The 17951-nt window shown below is 58.5% G+C and carries 15 protein-coding genes and 1 pseudogene; 13 read left to right on the top strand and 3 right to left on the bottom strand.

Annotation, left to right across the window (positions count from 1 at the left end; all coding sequences use genetic code 11):
• Positions 1–27 precede the first annotated feature (27 nt).
• The gene (gene mdh / locus OXE05_08135) at positions 28–954 is read left to right on the top strand and encodes a malate dehydrogenase (protein MCY4437282.1); all 927 of its coding nucleotides are present in this window, start codon (positions 28–30) and stop codon (positions 952–954) included.
• A gap of 190 nt (positions 955–1144) precedes the next feature.
• On the opposite strand, the gene OXE05_08130 is transcribed toward mdh, so the two are convergent.
• Positions 1145–2104 carry an LCP family protein gene (locus tag OXE05_08130; GenBank protein MCY4437281.1) on the bottom strand — a complete coding sequence of 320 codons (960 nt, stop codon included), beginning with the start codon at positions 2102–2104 and terminating at the stop codon, positions 1145–1147.
• Between the two features lie 316 nt (positions 2105–2420).
• On the opposite strand from OXE05_08130, the gene OXE05_08125 reads away from it, so the two are divergent.
• Entirely contained in the window at positions 2421–3872 is a 1452-nt protein-coding gene (locus OXE05_08125; protein MCY4437280.1) for a hypothetical protein, read from the top strand.
• Positions 3873–3903: 31 nt separating this feature from the next.
• Here the strand turns inward: OXE05_08125 and OXE05_08120 are convergent, their stop codons facing one another.
• Together OXE05_08120 and OXE05_08115 are read right to left on the bottom strand one after the other, a co-directional pair.
• On the bottom strand, positions 3904–4326 hold the full coding sequence (locus OXE05_08120) for a hypothetical protein (GenBank protein ID MCY4437279.1): 423 nt from the start codon (positions 4324–4326) through the stop codon (positions 3904–3906).
• 54 nt (positions 4327–4380) lie between these two features.
• Entirely contained in the window at positions 4381–5457 is a 1077-nt protein-coding gene (locus OXE05_08115; protein ID MCY4437278.1) for a hypothetical protein, read from the bottom strand.
• A 359-nt stretch (positions 5458–5816) separates the two neighbouring features.
• On the opposite strand from OXE05_08115, the gene OXE05_08110 reads away from it, so the two are divergent.
• The 11 genes and pseudogenes from OXE05_08110 to OXE05_08060 all read left to right on the top strand — a co-directional run bounded on the left by OXE05_08110 (position 5817) and on the right by OXE05_08060 (position 17778).
• Entirely contained in the window at positions 5817–7376 is a 1560-nt protein-coding gene (locus OXE05_08110) for an acyl CoA:acetate/3-ketoacid CoA transferase (protein ID MCY4437277.1), read from the top strand.
• Positions 7377–7411: 35 nt separating this feature from the next.
• The gene (locus tag OXE05_08105) at positions 7412–8224 is read left to right on the top strand and encodes a TIGR01458 family HAD-type hydrolase (protein MCY4437276.1); all 813 of its coding nucleotides are present in this window, start codon (positions 7412–7414) and stop codon (positions 8222–8224) included.
• Between the two features lie 662 nt (positions 8225–8886).
• Positions 8887–10116: an acetyl-CoA C-acetyltransferase gene (locus OXE05_08100; protein MCY4437275.1), complete on the top strand. Its 1230-nt coding sequence runs from the start codon at positions 8887–8889 to the stop codon at positions 10114–10116.
• A 4-nt stretch (positions 10117–10120) separates the two neighbouring features.
• On the top strand, positions 10121–10879 hold the full coding sequence (locus OXE05_08095) for a beta-ketoacyl-ACP reductase (protein MCY4437274.1): 759 nt from the start codon (positions 10121–10123) through the stop codon (positions 10877–10879).
• Between the two features lie 81 nt (positions 10880–10960).
• Positions 10961–11059, top strand: a pseudogene (locus OXE05_08090) (SDR family oxidoreductase).
• Positions 11060–11153: 94 nt separating this feature from the next.
• Positions 11154–11816 (top strand): cysteine hydrolase, encoded by a 663-nt coding sequence (locus tag OXE05_08085; GenBank protein ID MCY4437273.1) that lies wholly within the window; start codon positions 11154–11156, stop codon positions 11814–11816.
• Positions 11817–12137: 321 nt separating this feature from the next.
• Positions 12138–13523 carry an extracellular solute-binding protein gene (locus OXE05_08080; protein MCY4437272.1) on the top strand — a complete coding sequence of 462 codons (1386 nt, stop codon included), beginning with the start codon at positions 12138–12140 and terminating at the stop codon, positions 13521–13523.
• A gap of 84 nt (positions 13524–13607) precedes the next feature.
• Positions 13608–14753 (top strand): acetylxylan esterase, encoded by a 1146-nt coding sequence (locus tag OXE05_08075; protein ID MCY4437271.1) that lies wholly within the window; start codon positions 13608–13610, stop codon positions 14751–14753.
• Positions 14754–14973: 220 nt separating this feature from the next.
• Positions 14974–15126, top strand: coding sequence for a hypothetical protein (locus tag OXE05_08070; protein MCY4437270.1), 153 nt, complete (start codon positions 14974–14976; stop codon positions 15124–15126).
• A gap of 528 nt (positions 15127–15654) precedes the next feature.
• Entirely contained in the window at positions 15655–16716 is a 1062-nt protein-coding gene (locus tag OXE05_08065) for a cobalamin-independent methionine synthase II family protein (protein MCY4437269.1), read from the top strand.
• Positions 16717–16719: 3 nt separating this feature from the next.
• Complete coding sequence (locus OXE05_08060) at positions 16720–17778, top strand: Gfo/Idh/MocA family oxidoreductase (GenBank protein ID MCY4437268.1); 1059 nt, start codon at positions 16720–16722, stop codon at positions 17776–17778.
• The last annotated feature ends 173 nt before the right edge of the window (positions 17779–17951 follow it).

The raw sequence follows: 17951 nt of genomic DNA, 5'->3' as shown, positions 1-17951 counted from the left end.
AAGAATGAACTTGGAGGCTTTCCATAGATGCGTAAGAAAGTGACGATCGTTGGCGCCGGTCAAGTGGGCGGCTCTTGCGCTCGGCGGCTTGCCGAGCGCGACTATGCGGACATCGTACTCATTGACATCGTAGAAGGGTTGCCACAAGGCAAAGCCCTCGACATCCTGCAGGCAGCGCCCATCGTCAACTATGACTCGAAGGTTGTCGGAACCAATGACTACGCCGACACCGCAGGATCAGATGTTGTTGTCATTACAAGCGGCAGCCCGCGCAAACCCGGTATGAGCCGCGACGACCTGCTGGCCGTCAATCAAAAAGTGATCACTGCCGTCACAGGGGAGATCGTCAAGCACTCGCCCGGCTGCACCATCATCGTCGTGACCAATCCGGTTGACGCCATGACTCACCTCGCGTGGAAAGTTAGCGGCTTTCCCACAAACCGCGTCGTAGGGCAGGGCGGCGTGCTCGACTCGGCACGGTATCGCACGTTTCTCGCTCAGGAACTCGGCGTATCTATGCGCGACATCACCGGCTACGTGCTCGGCGGCCACGGCGACCAAATGGTCCCATTGCCGCGCTACACGAGTGTCTCCGGCAAGCCGGTTTCAGACTTCATCGCACCCGATAGACTGGAAGAAATAATCCAACGCACGCGCGACGGCGGCGCCGAAATTGTAAACCTCCTCAAGATTGGCAGCGCCTATGAAGCGCCGGGGGCCGCGCTGGTGGAGATGATCGACGCCATTCTGCTCGACCAAAAGCGGGTATTGCCGTGCGCGGCGTACCTCGAGGGGGAGTACGGCATTAGCGGCGTCTACGTCGGCGTTCTCATACAACTTGGCGCCGGTGGCGTAGAGAGCATCGTGGAGCTCGATCTCACCGCAGACGAATGCGCCATGCTCAACCAATCCGCGGACGCTGTACGCGAGTTAGTGGACGTAATGGGCATTTAAGCGGCTACTTTCGCACCAACTCTCGCATGGAGATCACAGCTCTTCGTACCCTCCACAGTCTCCGGTAGCGCAGGTTTGCAACCTGCGCATACCTGGCACAAGTCGGCACGTGCGTGCCGTCCCTCTACTGCGACCGAACGAGGCAAGCAGACCAAATCCGGACCGGATTGGTGTCGCGGGCCTAGGCAGACTAAGGCGATGCCGACCGAGCAACTTGCGGCGCTTCTTCAGCAAGCGAGGCGATACGCTCACGCAAGTCCGCCTGTATGCCAACCAGATCCGGTTCGAGGACAAACATCCCATTCACGTACTGGGCGGTTACCAGTCCGGACGCCTCATCGATCGCGTAGGTGTCTATACTGTCGGCATCCACGTTCCTGGCAAACCTGGCCAGGAGCACTAACGTCTGTAGCGAGATGTTGGTGTTCACCGCGTGGCGGAAGTCATTGTAGAGCGCGGGTAAACGCAGCAAGGTACGCGGCGTCAGCGCCTGTGCCTTGAGCGCGTACATTACCTGCTGCTGCCGGTACATACGCCCGAAGTCGCCGGTAGGACTGGACTTACGCGTCCGCGCATACTTCAATGCAGTTTCACCATCGAGGTGCTGCACACCGGCCTTGAGCACGAACGGTTCGTAGTTGATGCCGTCCGCCGCCGGAAACTGCATGTCAGCAATGTCGGCTGGCACATCAATGGAGACACCGCCGAGCGTATCGACGATGCGCGCAAAACCGGAAAAGTTCACCACCGCATAGTAGGGAATGTTCACACCGAGGACGTGCTCAAGTTTGGCGCGTGCAAGTTCGGCGCCGCCATGCGCGTAGGCAGCGTTGATGCGCTGCGGCTGCGGAAGCCCCTCCAGGCTCACGCGCAGATCCCGCGGCACAGACGTCAGCAGCACGCGCTTGTGGTCCACGTCGATGCTGAGCATGGCAATGGCATCGCTGCGCCCCGACAGCGCGTCCCACGAATCTACGCCAAGGAGAAGGATGTTTACAACCTGAGGGCTCACCTCAGCACGCTCATCAATTGGCTCCACCGCTTGATCGGATTTGGATACGCTGGCTACTATCGAGCACCCCGCCAGCATGCCGGCGAATAAGCAGAGGCTAAGCACTTTCAACCAGCGTGCCGTCCGCGTTCGCTTCATCCGCTGACTACCTCCTACGCTCTCTGCCGGTGATACGAGTCACTTTCTCTATCATGACCCAAGAAAGTGAAGGCTGTATGAGTATTCAGCAATCCGCGCCCGCATCTTCACCAACGAGTAAATGCGGGATAGCGCCCGCCCGAACACAAGCCCGCGCAGACTGCCCCGATGTGACGTATCGATGGCGCTTGGCAAGCCTAGCACACATGTATCATGTGCACCAATTGGCCTTTCTCCACTTCGGAGCGTGCAAAGATGAAACTGCACGTGGCTCGGAGTATGATTATGCAAGTAAAAGGTTACCAGGATCTCCAGAGTGACTATTTCCATACAGCACATCGACCTCAACGTCCTCAACATGAAGACGCGTATGCCGTTTCGCTACGGTATAGCTTCTTTAGAGTCTGTCCCTCACCTCTTCCTGCGCGTGACGGCAGAAATTGACGGTGCAACGGCTATGGGTGTCTCAGCGGAAGGCCTGCCGCCGAAATGGTTTACCAAGAACCCCGATACGACCTTCGCGGAAGACCTCGACGAGATGCTGACGGTGATCCGGCAAGCGGTGAAGTTTGCGCTGGATTCACCAGCGACGAGTAGCCCATTCGACCTGTGGCAAGGGATTTACCAGCACCAATCGACCTGGGCAGCCGACACGAGCTATCCACCCCTCCTATGGGGGTTTGGCGTAAGCATGGTAGAGCGGGCATTGATCGACGCCTTCTGCCGCGCTACCGGGAGAACTCTTGCGCGGGCCATGCGAGACAACTCACTCGGGGTCCGCCTCGACGCCCTTCATGGAGAACTCAGCGGTTACGAACCTGCTGACCTACTGCCAAAACATGCCAATCGCACGATGATTATTCGGCATACAGTCGGCTTGGCCGATCCGCTAACCGACAGCGAGGTCCCGCAAGATGAGCGCCTGACCGACGGCTTGCCGCAATCGTTAGAGGCAAGCGTGCAGTTCTACGGTCTTACCCATCTCAAGATCAAGCTATCGGGCAACACCGATGTTGATGTCGAGCGCTTGCAGCGCATTGCCCGGATTATGGAAACCCACGCGTCCGCAGGCTTTGCCCATACTTTGGACGGCAACGAGTTTTATACGGAAGTGGGTCCGTTTCAACGATTCTGGGAGACGATTCAGTCCGAGTCTACGCTCCGCTCCTTCCTAGATCGTGCGCTCTTCGTGGAGCAGCCGTTCCATCGAGACGTAGCTCTAAGTGATTGTGTACGTTTGGATCTCCAGCGGTGGCACGGTCGGCCCCCATTGATCATCGATGAGTCAGATGGAGAGTTGAACAGTATCGCCGCTGCGCTGGTTTGCGGCTATGCCGGCGGCAGTCACAAGAATTGCAAGGGTGTTTTTCGCGGGATCGCGAATGCCTGCCTGCTCGAGCACAACCGGCAGCACAATCCCAAGCAGGCCTACATCTTAAGCAGCGAGGACCTTTGCAGTGTGGGTCCGGTTGCCATGATCCAAGACCTCACTGTGGCAGCGAACCTGGGAATCGACCACGCGGAACGCAACGGACATCACTATTTTGCGGGGCTCAGCATGTATCCGCAGCGCGTCCAGGCGCAGGTGCTGGCAAACCACGGCACGATTTATCGCCGTCACGACGAGGGGTTTCCGGCGCTCGACGTGCGCGACGGTCGGGTGGACGTATCGAGTATCGTGGACGCGCCGTTCGGGTACGGCTTTGACCTCGATACGACACAGTTCACACCTCTGGACGAATGGAACGTAGATTCCTTGGAAGACTGAGCCGGCGTTGAGAATTGTCGGTATCCGGCCGCTAGCCCCCTTCTTGAGCAAAGAGCAGGATGTGCCCGTTGCAGTCTTCGACTTCGAATTCGCGCAGCCCCCATGGCTTCTTGACCGGACCGTCCTCGTACTCCGGTCTGATCGTGACTCCTCTCCGCCAGTACTCTGCGAACAGTTCATCGATCAGCACACAGTGAATGTATGTGTATCCAGCCGTAGTCGGTTCAGTGCCGTGGCGGCGGCGGTAGCCGGTGAAACGCATACGTTGCACGCTCTTGCCTCCCCCGCCGCCTATTGAGACTCGAGCATGACCCCCACGCGCCATATCCACAAAATCGAGCGTAAAGCCTAGAATCTCGCAGTACCACGACGCGGTTGCTTCAACATCTGCAACTTCTAGCACTGGCTGGATGCCATAGAAGTGATATCTCTCTGCATCGATGGGAGATTTCATTGGATTTCCTTGGAGTTCTTGGCTGGATCGACACGCCCAGCTCTATGGTACCCGCTACGGTTGGAACGGCTTCCCCAGCCGGATGACGCGTTCCGCTCGTGCGTACCAGCCTTGGGGAGCAAAGTCGGACGTGTGTAGGTAGCACTGCACGCGCACTTCATCACTGCCCGCGGTAAAGGTGAGAAGCCGGCTCATCGGCAGCGTTGTACGTCCGGCATGGTGGCGGGCAAGTGCGGCGCAGTTGATGAAGTTCACGTCCCATTTCCGTTCAATGTGCGACCGTCCGCCATGCCGGTCGTCAGGATGGGTGTGCGTATGGCCGCCGAGCCAAAGGTCGATCGCCCCCGGCCGCTCTGCCAGGTATCGCTCGAATGCCTGGGAGTCCGGGTGTTCATCCAAGAAGTACAAGTACGAAGCCCCTGCCGGCCCGCCATCGGCAAAGTAGCCGTGGTAGTGCCCGCGCCATGCGCCGCTCTCATCCTTGCGGTAACCTTCCCAGGGCCCTGAAGCCACCGTAGTTTCCTTGAGCATGTGGTGATGTGCGGAAGCTATGATGCAATCTGGATTTGACTCTACAATTTCACGCCACCAGGCGGAAGTCTCGCCAGTCACCGCACCCGATGGGTAGCCGCCGCCGCTTGGATTGCGTCCCACCGGTGGCGGCAAATCGTTGCGGTCGCCCATCATGAGAATGAACATGTTGCCGACACGAATTGCATACCGCTCCCACGATCCCTCGATGGGATACGGTCGCTGCGCCGCATTCACCCCGGAGAACTGACGACTTTCACCCGTGGGGTCAACCCATTTGCGGAACCACCATTGAGTCGGTTCCGTATGGAACGTAGCATCATGGTTGCCCACCAGGTTGTAAAAGTGCTCGCGTCGGTGGTGTTGCGCCGCGCCGAACTGGCGCACAACTTCCTCACCTTCCGCATCGTCAGGCGAGCCCTGATTGCCGGAGAGGTCGCCGAGATGAAGCATGATGTCCCACTGAAACGTCGGCCCTCCTTCAGCTCCGCCAAACTCCGACTGCCGAATCGCTTCGGCCAAGCTCTCGCGGCCAAACCTCTTGTCTGTGCCTACATGCGCGCAGCCGGTAGCCCAAACTGAAAATGTCTCCACTGGCATGTGCTTTCCTTCATTTTCCGTAAGCAAGAGAATCTGAAACTTTGCACCTATTCAGGCCATTATGTAAATGTGACTGCGCCGGGCCGGTGCGACGGGGGCGTGCCTGCACTGCGAACTCTTCCACCTTCCAGCGCTCGAGCGCGCTGCACACCAGCATCTCAATGGTAAACACTACCCAGCGAGGCCGCAAAGACATCCCATCTGAGAATCGCTATCATAAAGGTCAGCAACTTGGCTACAAGATGCACAGCTGGACACAAGGGTAATTTCCCTCACCCTCGCAGATCGGGTGCGGCATGAGTTCAGAATCTTCGATCGGGCATTCCGCCCGAGTACATAGCGACACGCAGGGAGGATGGATGGGAGGCAAGTTTCTCTCAATCGATCAGGCGGTATGGCTCATCCAGGATGGCGCTGCCATTGGCGTGGGCGGATTCGTCGGTATCGGACATCCGGAGGCGCTTTCCGCGGCAGTAGAGCGGCGCTTCTTGCAGACCGGAGAACCACGAAATTTGACGCTCATGTATGGCGCCGGGCAGGGTGACCGCGAGACGCGCGGCCTCAATCACTTTGGCCATGAGGGGCTTGTCAAGCGTATTATCGGCGGTCACTGGGGTCTGGCGCCGAAGTTGTGCCAGCTCGTCCTCGACGGCAAGATCGAAGGCTACAATTTTCCCCAGGGTGTCATCATTCATCTCTTTCGCGACACCGCCGCGGGCAAGCCCGGCACGATCACACACGTTGGCCTTCACACGTTCGTAGACCCGCGTCTGGAAGGGGGTCGGGTCAACCCGGCCTCCACACCCGACCAATTGGTGCAACTCATAGAATTGAACGGAAAAGAGCACCTCTTCTATCCGCGCATTCAACTTGACGTCGGTTTCATACGGGGCACCACTGCCGATCCCGACGGCAACATCAGCATGGAACGCGAAGCCGTGTACGGCGAGATGCTCAGTGTGGCTCAGGCTGTGCATAACTGTGGCGGCACCGTGATCGCACAAGTTGAAAGGACGATTTCCACTCCATTACCCACACGGCAGATTAAGATTCCCGGCATTCTGGTAGATGTCGTAGCGGTGGCCGACCCCGCTGAGCACTGGCAGACGTTTAGTGAAGACTTCAATCCAGCGTACGTCTCAGAGACTCGCGGTGAGGCGCCGGACTTCCCGCCGCATGTCCTCGATGAACGCAAGATTATCGCCCGCCGCGCCGCATTGGAGCTGCAAAAGGGAGACATTGTAAACCTTGGCATTGGCTTGCCGGAGAGTGTGGCAGCGGTCGCGGCGGAAGAGAGCATCATCGCTGACCTGGTGATGACCGTAGAAAGCGGCGCCATTGGCGGCATCCCGGCCGGCGGTCTCTCTTTTGGAGCTTCGTTTATGCCCACGGCGCTGATCGACACGCCATACATGTTCGACTTCTATGACGGCGGGGGGCTGGATATCGCCTGCTTAGGCGCAGCGCAGATCGATGCCGCCGGCAACGTAAACGTCAGCCGTTTTGGGGGCGTCATCCCAGGCGCAGGCGGCTTTGTGAACATAAGCCACAATGCCAAACGCATCGTATTCTGCGGCACGTTCACGGCTGGCGGTCTGGAGGTCATGATTCAAGACGACGAACTGCAAATCGCCCGCGAAGGCAAACACCCAAAGCTGGTGCAAGCGGTCGAGCAAGTCACCTTCAACGGTGCCTACGCACGCTCGCTGGGGCGCGTCATTACGTACGTTACCGAGCGTGCAGTCTTTACTCTCACAGATCAGGGACTTACACTCACGGAGATTGCACCCGGCGTGGATCTGGAAAGAGACCTGCTTGCACACATGGCTTTTCGGCCTCATATCGCTCCCGATCTGTGCCCTATGGATTTGCGCCTCTTCCGCGTAGAGCCCATGGGCCTGGCCGAGAAGTTCAGATAGCCTGCAGTCGTCTTGTTGCAGTCATGGGGAATCTCTTGGGTCTCGAGGCCGATAAAGCTCTTCTACAGGGAAAGCACATCAAGGCGCTCTTGCTCGACCTGGACGGTACGCTCTACTTCAAAGGTGTGCAGATTCCGCGCGCCGACCAGGCTCTCGTTGCGCTGAGAGAGATGGGAATTCGGGTGTGTTTCCTTACCAATACCGACTCCAAAACCGCGAGTACCGTCCATCGCGAGTTAGCTGCAATGGGCTTGACAATTGAGGAGGAGACGGTATTCAGTGCCGCCAGCGCTGGAGTGCGCTTCCTGATGCAGCACCCTGGAAAACGCAGCTATTGTCTGGTCTCAAACGAATTGGCCGCCGAGTTTGCACCTTTTCTTGCCGATGAGGGTGCCGTAGACTATGTTGTTGTCGGAGACTTTCGAGATTCCGTAAGTTACGAAGTCCTCAACACGGCCTTCCGCTATGTCATGGAAGGCGCTGAGATCATAGCTCTACAAAAGGGTAGGTACTTCGTGAACACTGAAGGTAACAACCTGGATACGGGAGCCTTTGTGCAGCTCTTGGAGTATGGCTCCGGCAAAACTGCCAGAGTCCTTGGGAAACCATCGCCGGACTTCTTCAGAATGGCAGCAGCGCAGGTTAGATGCTCTCCCGAGGAAATCGTGGTTGTGGGAGATGACGTGACTACTGACATCGTTGGAGCACGTGCGCTAGGCGCGCTGAGTGTGCTGGTCCGCACGGGAAAGTATTCTGATGAGACTCTGGCGTGCTCCGCCGTCAAGCCCGATCTGATTGTAGATTCCATCGCCGACGTGCCACCGCTTCTTGCTGAGATTGCACGATGAAGAGTGCGCAAGCGCGCACCGCCGCAAGCACATGGCCTCCTTTCAACAGGAATCCTTGCAAGCAGACCATGGATCCCAGAGAGGCAACAAGCAAACAACTCAGAACTAGCAGACCCTGACTTGATAGAATCGTAAGGCTACATTTTGTGTTATGCCGAGCGCAGCGACGAACAGAGTTTGCGGAATCTCGAAGTCCTCGCACCCTAGATTCTTCGTCGCTGCGCTCCTCAGAATGACAGCTTGTCGTACTGCGTCGGGCGTGCACCTGTGCGGCGTTTCGCAAGTTCGCACGGTGTAAGTCAAGTTCTACTTACTTGAAAACTGATCCTTTGCATAGAGGGTGTCTTGAATATCGCATACATGGGGCACACACTTAGGATTAATGTTCTCACTCCCCGGGGAGACCATGCGTGATTCCGACCAGAGGCAAGATTCATACTCACTCTCCCTGGGAAGTCCTCCGCAATACCCAAACCTGTTGGCGAGGAAACCCCCTCTCCCTGGGGAGAGGGTTGGGGTGAGGGGATGTCTTTAGATATTTACCCAGGGACGCACACTATGGCAAGACTATCGTCGAAATGATGATGGAATGCGAAGGAAGCCAATTTCGGGCCATGCTCTCGACACATGCAAAAGAGCGTCAAAAGTAGTCCAACCAGCCCATCGCTTTCACCAACCCTCGGAGGAAAGAAGGGAATATGAACAGTCAACAGCCGGTAATCCTGGCCGCTGCCCGCACGCCGATTGGGAAATTCGGCGGCGCGCTGAGTGAACTCGCGGCTCCTGAATTAGGTGTAGTTGCCTCACAGGCGGCATTGGCGCGGGCAGAGATCGCGCCCGATGAAGTACAGGTTTCGATTTTCGGTCAAGTTTACCAGGGCGGCAGCGGCATGAATCCGGCGCGACAGGTAGGCATTCGCGCCGGCGTGCCTGAAGGGTCGCCGGCCATGACCATAAACCAGGTCTGCGCATCGGGACTGCAAGCCGTTGGGCTTGCCGCCCAGTACATTCGCCTGGGGGAAATCGACGTGGCCTTAGCCGGCGGCATGGAAAGTATGAGCCGAGCCCCCTATGTGTTACCCGATGCACGGTGGGGCAGCAAGCTGGGACATGCCAAAGTCGTGGATACACTCCTTGGCGACGGCCTCTGGGATGCCTTTGCCGACTGCCACATGGCGACCACCGCAGATACTCTCGCGCAGGAATATGGCATTTCGCGGGAAGCGCAAGACGAGTATGCGCTGGAGAGCCAGCAACGCTACGCTGCCGCGCGGCGGGCCTGCTTCCTTTCTGCCGAGATTGTTCCTGTTTCAGTGCCCCAGCGCCGCGGTGCACCAAGAGTCATAGACGATGATGAATACCCCCGGCCGGATACAGACCGAGACGCGTTGGCCTCGCTCCGTCCGGCTTTCAAAGACGTTACGACCATCACCGCCGGCAACGCCTCCGGCATTAACGACGGCGCTGCCGCCATCGTGGTGGCATCCGCAGAGTGGGCGCAAGCGCACAATCGGCAGCCGCTTGCCACCCTCAGCGCGGTCACGACCACCGGTGTTGCGCCGGTACGCATGGGTATCGGGCCGGCCAAAGCAACCCGTCTCCTCCTTGAAAAGACCGGTCTTAGCCTCGACGACATTGACCTTCTCGAGATCAACGAAGCCTTCGCCGCGCAAGTGCTCTCAGTCGAAGCCGAGCTCAATTGGGACCGCTCACGCGTGAACGTAAACGGTGGTGCCATTGCCGTCGGTCACCCGGTCGGCGCCAGCGGCGCCCGCATTTTGGGCACGCTCATCTTCGAAATGGAGCGACGCAACGTGCGGCGGGGCATTGCCGCGCTGTGCGCTGGCGGCGGCATGGGCATCGCCGCCTTGGTGGAACGAGAGGTGCACTAGCTTCATGAGACTAGAAGGAAAGCACGCGCTCATCACCGGCGCCTCCCAGGGTATCGGGCGCACCACAGCTCTCATGCTCGCCCGCGAAGGCGCCGACGTAGCAATTAATCACTACCCCGACGCGGAAGGTGTGCACCGGCAAAATGCAGAGGCAGTGGCAGCGGAAGTGGTGAACATGGGACGCCGTGCCCTCGTGGTCGGCGCAGACGTGGCACAAGAACAACCAAGTACTGCGATGGTCGAGCAGACCATTCAGGAGTTTGGCTGCCTCGACATACTGGTGAACAACGCCGGCATCCTGCGCGACGCCACTCTGCGCAACTTAAGCCGCGAGCATTGGGACGAGGTGCTCGACGTAAATCTCGGCAGCATGTTCAATTGCTCCAAGCCCGCAGCCATCCATATGCGCGAGCGCGAGACAGGCAGCATCGTGAACGTGGCATCAGTTATCGCTCTCATGGGCAATATCGGCCAGACCAACTATGCGGCAGCCAAAGCCGGCGCCATTGGCTTTACGAAGTCACTGGCCAGAGAATTGGCGCGGTATCACGTGCGGGTCAATGCCGTAGCGCCTGGATTCATGGATACCGATATGACGCGCGCCATCGACGACGAGATTAGGGAGCAGGTCCGCCAGCAGATCCCACTTGGGCACTTTGGCAGGGCGGAGGACGTGGCCGCCGCCATCCTCTTCCTGGCCTCCGAAGATGCTCGCTACATCACCGGTGAGGTGCTAAGCGTCAATGGCGGCTGGTATATGTGAGAATAAATCATGGGGTCTGGCTCCGACGTAGCGCGGGGGCTTGTCCCCCGCTCTGTTCGAGAACACAAACTCTAGGCTCGAGCGGATGACATCGCCGCCGCGATTCTCTTCCTTGTTTCGGATGAGGCCCGCTACATCACCGGCGAGGTGCTGAGCGTGAACGGCGGCTGGTATATGTAATATCCAGTTTTCCGATTCCTCTCCGACGTAGCGCGGGGGCTTGTCCCCCGCGCTGTTCGAGAACACAAACTCTAGGCTCGAAAGGAAACGTCCGATGCTCATCGACACCGCACAATTCAAGACCAAACACCTCGCCGACGACGCCGTGCTTCCACCCGAGCAGACCGCGCTCATCATCGTGGACATGATGCGGCGCTTCTGCGATCCGACCTGGCTGGGAAGCGGCAGCAAAGAGAGCGAGCAGTGGTTTACGGCGGAATTGCAGACTGTGATCCCCAACCTGCGCTCGATCCTGGATGCCTTTCGCGCCTCCGGCGGCCTCGTGGTCCACGTGGTCAATGCCAAATGGACTGCGGAAGCGCGCGAGGCCGTGCCTTACCAGCGCGGCCGCGACTACGACTACTTCGATTCCCACGCCATGTCCGTAACCGACGAACTCGCACCTCAAAGAGATGAAATCGTTGTCAGGAAATTGACAAGCTCTGCTTTCACCGGCACGGGTCTTGACTACATGCTCAACAACGCGGGCATTAAGAATGTGGTCCTCACCGGACAGTATGGTGGTGCCTGTGTGTTTTACAGCCTCATCCAGAGCCGAGAATACGGCTTCACCAACTACTGGCCCAGTGACGCCATTCTCCACGCCTCGGCCCTTGATCAAGACATGATTACACCGCTGGTGGGCACACGCTGGGCGACGTTAGCTACCTCCGCGCAGGTCGCGCAGGCAGTCACCGGTCAACGCACTTCGGCGTGAAGGTCCGCTCCACGTTACTTTCTATAGGTGCCGACCAGGAATCGATAGAACGATCTGACTTGCCCGTCACTCCAGTGAAAACGGGAATCCATCTCTTCCGCGCATAGAGAGTCTCCCCTACCAGTCTGTATGCATGTAAGAGTCTCGGTCTGAACCATCGTTGCCCTGCACACTCAATTGAGCCGGCACTCCCATCCCGTCGCGCCGCCAAGCAACGCGCTTTGGCACAGTACTTCGCTTCAAGCCTGCTTGACACTCGGCAAATGCGCTGCTAATCTGCAACCATCCGGTTGGTTGGAGCATCCACAAAGGAGCTTTCAAATGACACGACGTAAAATGCTACTCGGACTTGGTTCCGGCGCAAGTTTGGCGCTCTTGGCGGCCTGCGGTACAGCCACCACGATGACCGATGAGGCGCCGGCAGCCGCAGAAGAGACGGAGGCTAAAGCGGAAGAGCAGCCTGCCGCTCCTGAGACCTACGAAATCCGGGTCTTTACAACGGCTACATGGGACCTCAGCCAGGGCATTGGGCTAGAGGTTGTGCAGGAATTGGAAGAAGCGAACCCCGGCATCACCGTAAACGCCACGGCAGAGTCCGGCAACCGCATGGACAAGATGGTGACGGCCGTCGCCGCCGGTTTTGGCCTCGATGTCGGCCAAGCGGGTTCGTGGCAGTCCCAGACATTGGCCGTGCTCAAGGTACCGCATGGCCTCGACTCTTACATGGCGGCCTCAGACGTCATCAAGAAAGAGGAGATTTGGGAATCGCTCCGCGGCGACCTGGAGTGGAAAGGTGTTGTGCATGGCATGCCCTTCGGCCCCGACATCCGCTTCCTCTACGTCGGTAATAAAGCCTACCTCGACGCGGGATTAGACCCCGAGAATCCACCAGCATCGTGGACTGATCTTGAAGACGCAATCTCGACGCTCTACACCGTGAGCGGTGACAAGATTGAGAAACTGGGGTTCGACCCCTTGCGCGGCACCGGCGGCAACCACCTTTGGATGGTTCCCATGTGGCAATTGGGCGGTGATACTACTTCCCCCGAGGGACTCGTGACTCTTGACACGCCCGAGGCCGAAGAGGCCCTGAACTGGCAGAAGCGCAATATCTACGATGCCCAGGGCGGCTACAACCAGGTGTTGGATTTTTGGGGAGAAGCAGCCCGCTATCCGGCTTACTTCCAACCGTTCTTCCAGGGCGTGGTCGGCAATATGCACCTGACCAATTCTGAGCGAGCCACCCAGATTTGGCCGAACAGTCCTGACTTTGAATTCAGCTTTGGCCCGTATCCTGTCCCTGAAGGCGGTCGCCAGGCCGGCTACGGCGGTTGCCATACCTGGTTCCTGACCGTTGACTCGCCGGATCCGGAAAAGGGTTGGAAGTTCCTCGAGCACTTTGGCAGTGCGGGTGTAAATGTCCGGTGGGCGCAGCACTTCGATCGTTTGCCGATTCGCGCTGACGTGGCCAATGACGAGGAATATCATCAGGGCGACGAATTCGTGCTCTTCGCGGCTAACATGATGCAGCACCGCAAATTTGTCATACCCTTGCCGGGCGCGCCCCAGGTTCTCTCGTTTGTCAACGGTTTCGTGCCTGACGTTATGGCGGGTAACCGCACAATTCCCGAAGCCCTCAAGGAAGCCGAAGAGCAGGTCCAGACAATCCTCGACGACTTCCTGGCTGAACACGGCGAAACGCGGTAGGTCCTGCCCATCAACTCGTAGCGTCAACGGGGAAGGAGGAGGTCACGCGGCCTCCTCCTTCCGCACTTCAACGAAAGGTGTCTCGTGATTGGCGAGGATCCTAGACTCACCGGAGCCGACGTAGACCCGCTGCGGCAGCGACTCTTTGAGGCGTATGACAACTGGCTCATGCGCCAATGCCGCGAACATTACGACGCGCGCGGCGAAAACTGGCAGCGGGACTACTCAAATCAGAATGCGTATCTGAAGTCAATTGAACCAAATCGCGAGCGCCTGCTCGCCATGATCGGCGGCTGGCCGTGGGAGCGCGGACCACTGGAGCCGCGCATCGAGGAAATCGCCGCTACCGATACCTACACGGCCTCACGCGTTTGGTATACGTCATTTGACGACGTGCGCGTGGATGCCATTCTCATTCGCCCTCATGGCCCGGGGCCGTTTCCGGCGGTGCTCGCCCAGCACGGCGTCAATCACACGCCGGAGCAGATTTGCGGGTTCTGCGACCCGGAACACAGTGCCGCCTATCACGAGATTGGTGTGCGCCTCGCCAAGCATGGCTACGTGGTCATAGCGCCACGCATGATTGGCGGCTACGGCGAAGACCGCTTCAACGTGCCCAACATTCCCTCGCTGCGCAAGCACGAGCAGGGCCGCGCGCAGAACCAGATTCACCGCAAGGCCATCCTCATCGGCCAAACCATCCAGGCGCTGGAGTACTTCACGCTCTCCCGTGCCGTGGACTATCTGGAGACGCTGCCGGAAGTTGACAATAGCAGAATCGGCCTCTACGGCCTTTCGCGCGGCGGCCGTGCCGCCCTTTGGCTGGGTGCCCTGGAGCAACGATTGCAGGCGGTGGTCTCATCGGCCTGGTTCAACGAGCGGTTCAGCAAGATGCTGCAGCCGGAAATCATCAAAGTCGGTTCCTTCATTGAGACTTCATCCGAATTCCAATTCATCCCAGGTCTCTTCCATGAGTTTGGCGACGCCGACATTGCCTCTCTCATCTGCCCGCGCGCCTTCTTCGTGGAGGACGGCAAGCACGACGGCGCCGTGTGGTGGCCGAATGCCGTTCAGGAATTCAAGCTGGTTGAAGAGATATATAGGAATCTCGGCATACCGGAGAAGTGCGGCATTCGCATTCACGAACAAGGCCATGAAACGGAGCCGGAAGCGGAGATCACGGATATCCAAGCCGTGGCGTTTCTCGACCGCTGGCTGAAGGCTGTGTGAGGAGTTTCCGCCTTGCGCGCCGCACTGGAAATCAATCGAAAGCAATGTCCTTTCAGACTCAATTAGACAGCAGTGCTGCCGTTCGCCCTGAGCTTGTCGAAGGGCATTCCGACAATTATGTGCCTTGGAAGTGGCGTCTTTAGTAATGCTGCGTAGCCACCTCACCACAAGCGATATCCCGGCAGACCCTGCAGTCGCCTAAAATTAAGGATGAGTCACGATGCCACGACTCTTAAATCTCTTCATCGATCCCTACGTCGTGCTCCGACGGGATGAAACCACGGGCGACGACTTCGGTAGCGCAGGTCTGCAACCTGCACCAACACGCGAGCTTGAAGTCCACGTCGCCGGTCTCGCCTGCACGAGCATATGAGCGCGGCGTACACAGGAGGGCCTTGAGTCACTCCCGGGCGTCCAAGAGACTAGTTTCAACCCTAAAAACGATACCTTTTCTGTCCGCTATCATGGGAACGAGCTAGATCTTGCTAGTGTCAACGCAGCAGTGCGCGGGAAGGTGTTCGCCAAGCCGGTGCGCAGTCTGCTTGCTTGGATCAGCCGCCCGTTTCGCCGTGCCCCGAAAGCATGATCCCATTGGGCACGCTGAATTCCAATCACTTAGTTGAATATCGGAAAAAGAGGGTGGACGCGAATTCCCCCTCTGCCGTCCACACTTCGACAAGCTCAGTGCGAACGGCAGGGCTTACCGCGAATTACCTGTGCTTGGCGATGCGATATTTCTTCGACACACCTCAACTCAACGCATGCAGCTTCGCATCGCTCTCGCTTGTATCTCCTCCCAAGAGCGTTTAAAGTGAGGCTAATGTTTGCGTAGTCACTCCAGACTTTGAGTACACTTGACGCGAAATCCCATTGACCGTCAGTGCCATTAGGACACACACTCGTGCCTGTACCCTCATCTGACCCAGCACCCAACACCGCAGGGGATCACAAAGAACCCCCAATCCTGACCACCGTGGTGGGGAGTTATCCCGCGCCTGCCTGGCTGCTGGCGATGCCCAGCAGGCCCGCGCTGCGCGACGCCATGCTCGCAGTGTTCAAGACTCAGGAGCTTGCCGGCATCGATGTGGTGACGGATGGCGAACTCTCTCGATTCGACGTCAACCATCCGGAAACCCAGGGCATGATCGAATACTTTGTCTCTCCCTTAGGCGGGATAGACACGACTTTCAGTCGAGCTGAAGTTGCCGCCTTTCGCCAGCAATCCGGTATGCAGTTTCGCAAGCAGCCTGCGGGAGTCGTGCGAGATGCCATAGGTGAGGGAACGCTCGACCTGCCGTCCGCCGCGACCGGTGGCTCGCTCACCACACGCCCCTATAAATTTACGCTCACGAGCCCTTATATGCTTGCCAAGTCCCTGCTGGACCTCCACTATCGCGATATTCGCTCACTTGCTTTCGCCATTGCCGATGTCTTTTGCAAACAGGCGGCTGACCTTAACGCGGCAGCCTTGCAAATCGATGAGGCAAATCTGGTCGGTTCGCCGTCTGACGGCGAGTGGGCGGCTGACGTTCTCAACCACGTGTTTGCCGGGTTCAACGGGCAGAAGGGCGTGCATCTCTGCTTTGGCAATTACGGCGGGCAGACCGTCCAGCAAGGGTTGTTTAAGGATCTCCTTCCTTTCTTCAACCGGTTGGAGTGCGATCACCTTCTGCTGGAGTTTTCGCGTCCGGGCGACGCGGAACTGCCAGTGTTTCAGGATCTCAGACCTGATGTAGCCTTGGGAATCGGCGTCGTTGATATCAAGGACAACGCCGTGGAGACACCGGACCTCATCGCCCGCCGCATTGAACGCGTTGTAACGGTATTGGGCGCAGATCGCATCAAATGGGTGCATCCCGACTGCGGCTTCTGGATGCTCTCCCGCATAGTCGCCGATCAGAAGATGGCTGCGCTGGTCAAAGGCCGCGATCTCTTTCTCGGACAAAACAGCACAAAGGAGTGACCAATGGGCGAGCTCGCACAGGTTGCCGTCATCACGTCTCCCACGGGCACAATGCATGTCAGCGGCTTCTTGGAAATCCTTGCAGCGCTTCCCGAAGTGGCGGAGGTGGCGTTGGTGACGGACGGCGCCGACGACATTGAGGCGCATGCGCAGGCGCACCTTGGCGCGCGGCTTGTCGGCACGTTCGCAGATACGGATTCACTGTATGCCGCCTTCCAACCGGACCTCGCCATTGTTAGTTTGGAACCACGCACCGCGCCTCCTGTCATTGCTGCCTGTGTCCGCCAGGGCAGCCACGTGCTTGCCGAGAAACCCGCCTGTCTGCAGTGGGAAGAGTTTGGGGAACTCGCTGCTCTGGCTGATGCGCAGCAACGCAATATCGGCCTCGCCTTTGCCGCGCGGGGTTTTCCCTTCTTACAAGATGCGCGACGCCAGGTTTCGAACGGCCGGCTCGGCAAGCTCTACGGCGTCGACACATATTTCATCGCCGACCAGACACGCGTGCAGCAAGCTGAATGGCAAGCATCCTGGTTTTCGCAGAAAGCCTACGCCGGCGGCGGGCACCTCATGTGGCTGGGTATTCATTATGTCGATCTGCTGCACCACCTTACCGGGCAACGCATTGTCGAAGTCGCCGGGCTCACCGCTGTCGTCGGCGGCGCGCCTATCGATACTGAGGACGCTGCCGTCGCGGTGCTGCGTTTCGAGGACGGCATGGTCGGTACGCTGACCTCGGCCTACTACGTGGACCGCAACAAGCAGTCGCATCTCCATCTCTGGGGTTCCGATGGCTGGCTGCGGGGAAGGCCCAACGATTGGGAGAGCCTGGAGTGGTATAGCACACATTCCGCCGAACGCTCCGCGCCCTACCGCACCATCCGGTACGATGCCCCGACAGACGACGCCGCGCCCACGTACTACGGATTGGTGCGGGCGGCGGTGCGCGGCGCCTTGGGACTGGAAGCACATCCGGTCGCCACGGCGGAGGCCCTGCACGTACTCAAGGTCGTCCACGCCATTTACCGCGCTGCGGAAACCGGCCAGACCCAGCGGATTGAGTGAGAAACCCCGTAAGAGATTGCAGGTAGCTTCCCAACAGAAAGGCACGGACCCATTCTCGTTTCGATGCGGGGCGGGGGCATGATACTAGAAAATCTACGCCGGCATCCGCACACTGTCGGCCACGTCTGGATTCCGGCTTTCGCCGGAATGACGGAGTAATTCGATTTTCTCTC

The sequence above is a fragment of the Chloroflexota bacterium genome (genome assembly GCA_026710945.1).
Classification (GTDB): Bacteria; Chloroflexota; UBA11872; order VXOZ01; family VXOZ01; genus VXOZ01.
The sequence above is the reverse complement of the archived record's forward strand: the minus strand, read 5'-3'. Positions and strand labels throughout refer to the sequence as shown.

What these genes read in the sequence shown, in the direction of transcription:
- mdh (MCY4437282.1), top strand. Translation starts at nt 28, where the DNA reads ATGCGTAAGAAAGTGACGATCGTTGGCGCCGGTCAAGTGGGCGGCTCT.
- OXE05_08130 (MCY4437281.1), bottom strand. Translation starts at nt 2,104, where the DNA reads ATGAAGCGAACGCGGACGGCACGCTGGTTGAAAGTGCTTAGCCTCTGC.
- OXE05_08120 (MCY4437279.1), bottom strand. Translation starts at nt 4,326, where the DNA reads ATGAAATCTCCCATCGATGCAGAGAGATATCACTTCTATGGCATCCAG.
- OXE05_08115 (MCY4437278.1), bottom strand. Translation starts at nt 5,457, where the DNA reads ATGCCAGTGGAGACATTTTCAGTTTGGGCTACCGGCTGCGCGCATGTA.
- OXE05_08110 (MCY4437277.1), top strand. Translation starts at nt 5,817, where the DNA reads ATGGGAGGCAAGTTTCTCTCAATCGATCAGGCGGTATGGCTCATCCAG.
- OXE05_08095 (MCY4437274.1), top strand. Translation starts at nt 10,121, where the DNA reads ATGAGACTAGAAGGAAAGCACGCGCTCATCACCGGCGCCTCCCAGGGT.
- OXE05_08085 (MCY4437273.1), top strand. Translation starts at nt 11,154, where the DNA reads ATGCTCATCGACACCGCACAATTCAAGACCAAACACCTCGCCGACGAC.
- OXE05_08080 (MCY4437272.1), top strand. Translation starts at nt 12,138, where the DNA reads ATGACACGACGTAAAATGCTACTCGGACTTGGTTCCGGCGCAAGTTTG.
- OXE05_08070 (MCY4437270.1), top strand. Translation starts at nt 14,974, where the DNA reads ATGCCACGACTCTTAAATCTCTTCATCGATCCCTACGTCGTGCTCCGA.
- OXE05_08060 (MCY4437268.1), top strand. Translation starts at nt 16,720, where the DNA reads ATGGGCGAGCTCGCACAGGTTGCCGTCATCACGTCTCCCACGGGCACA.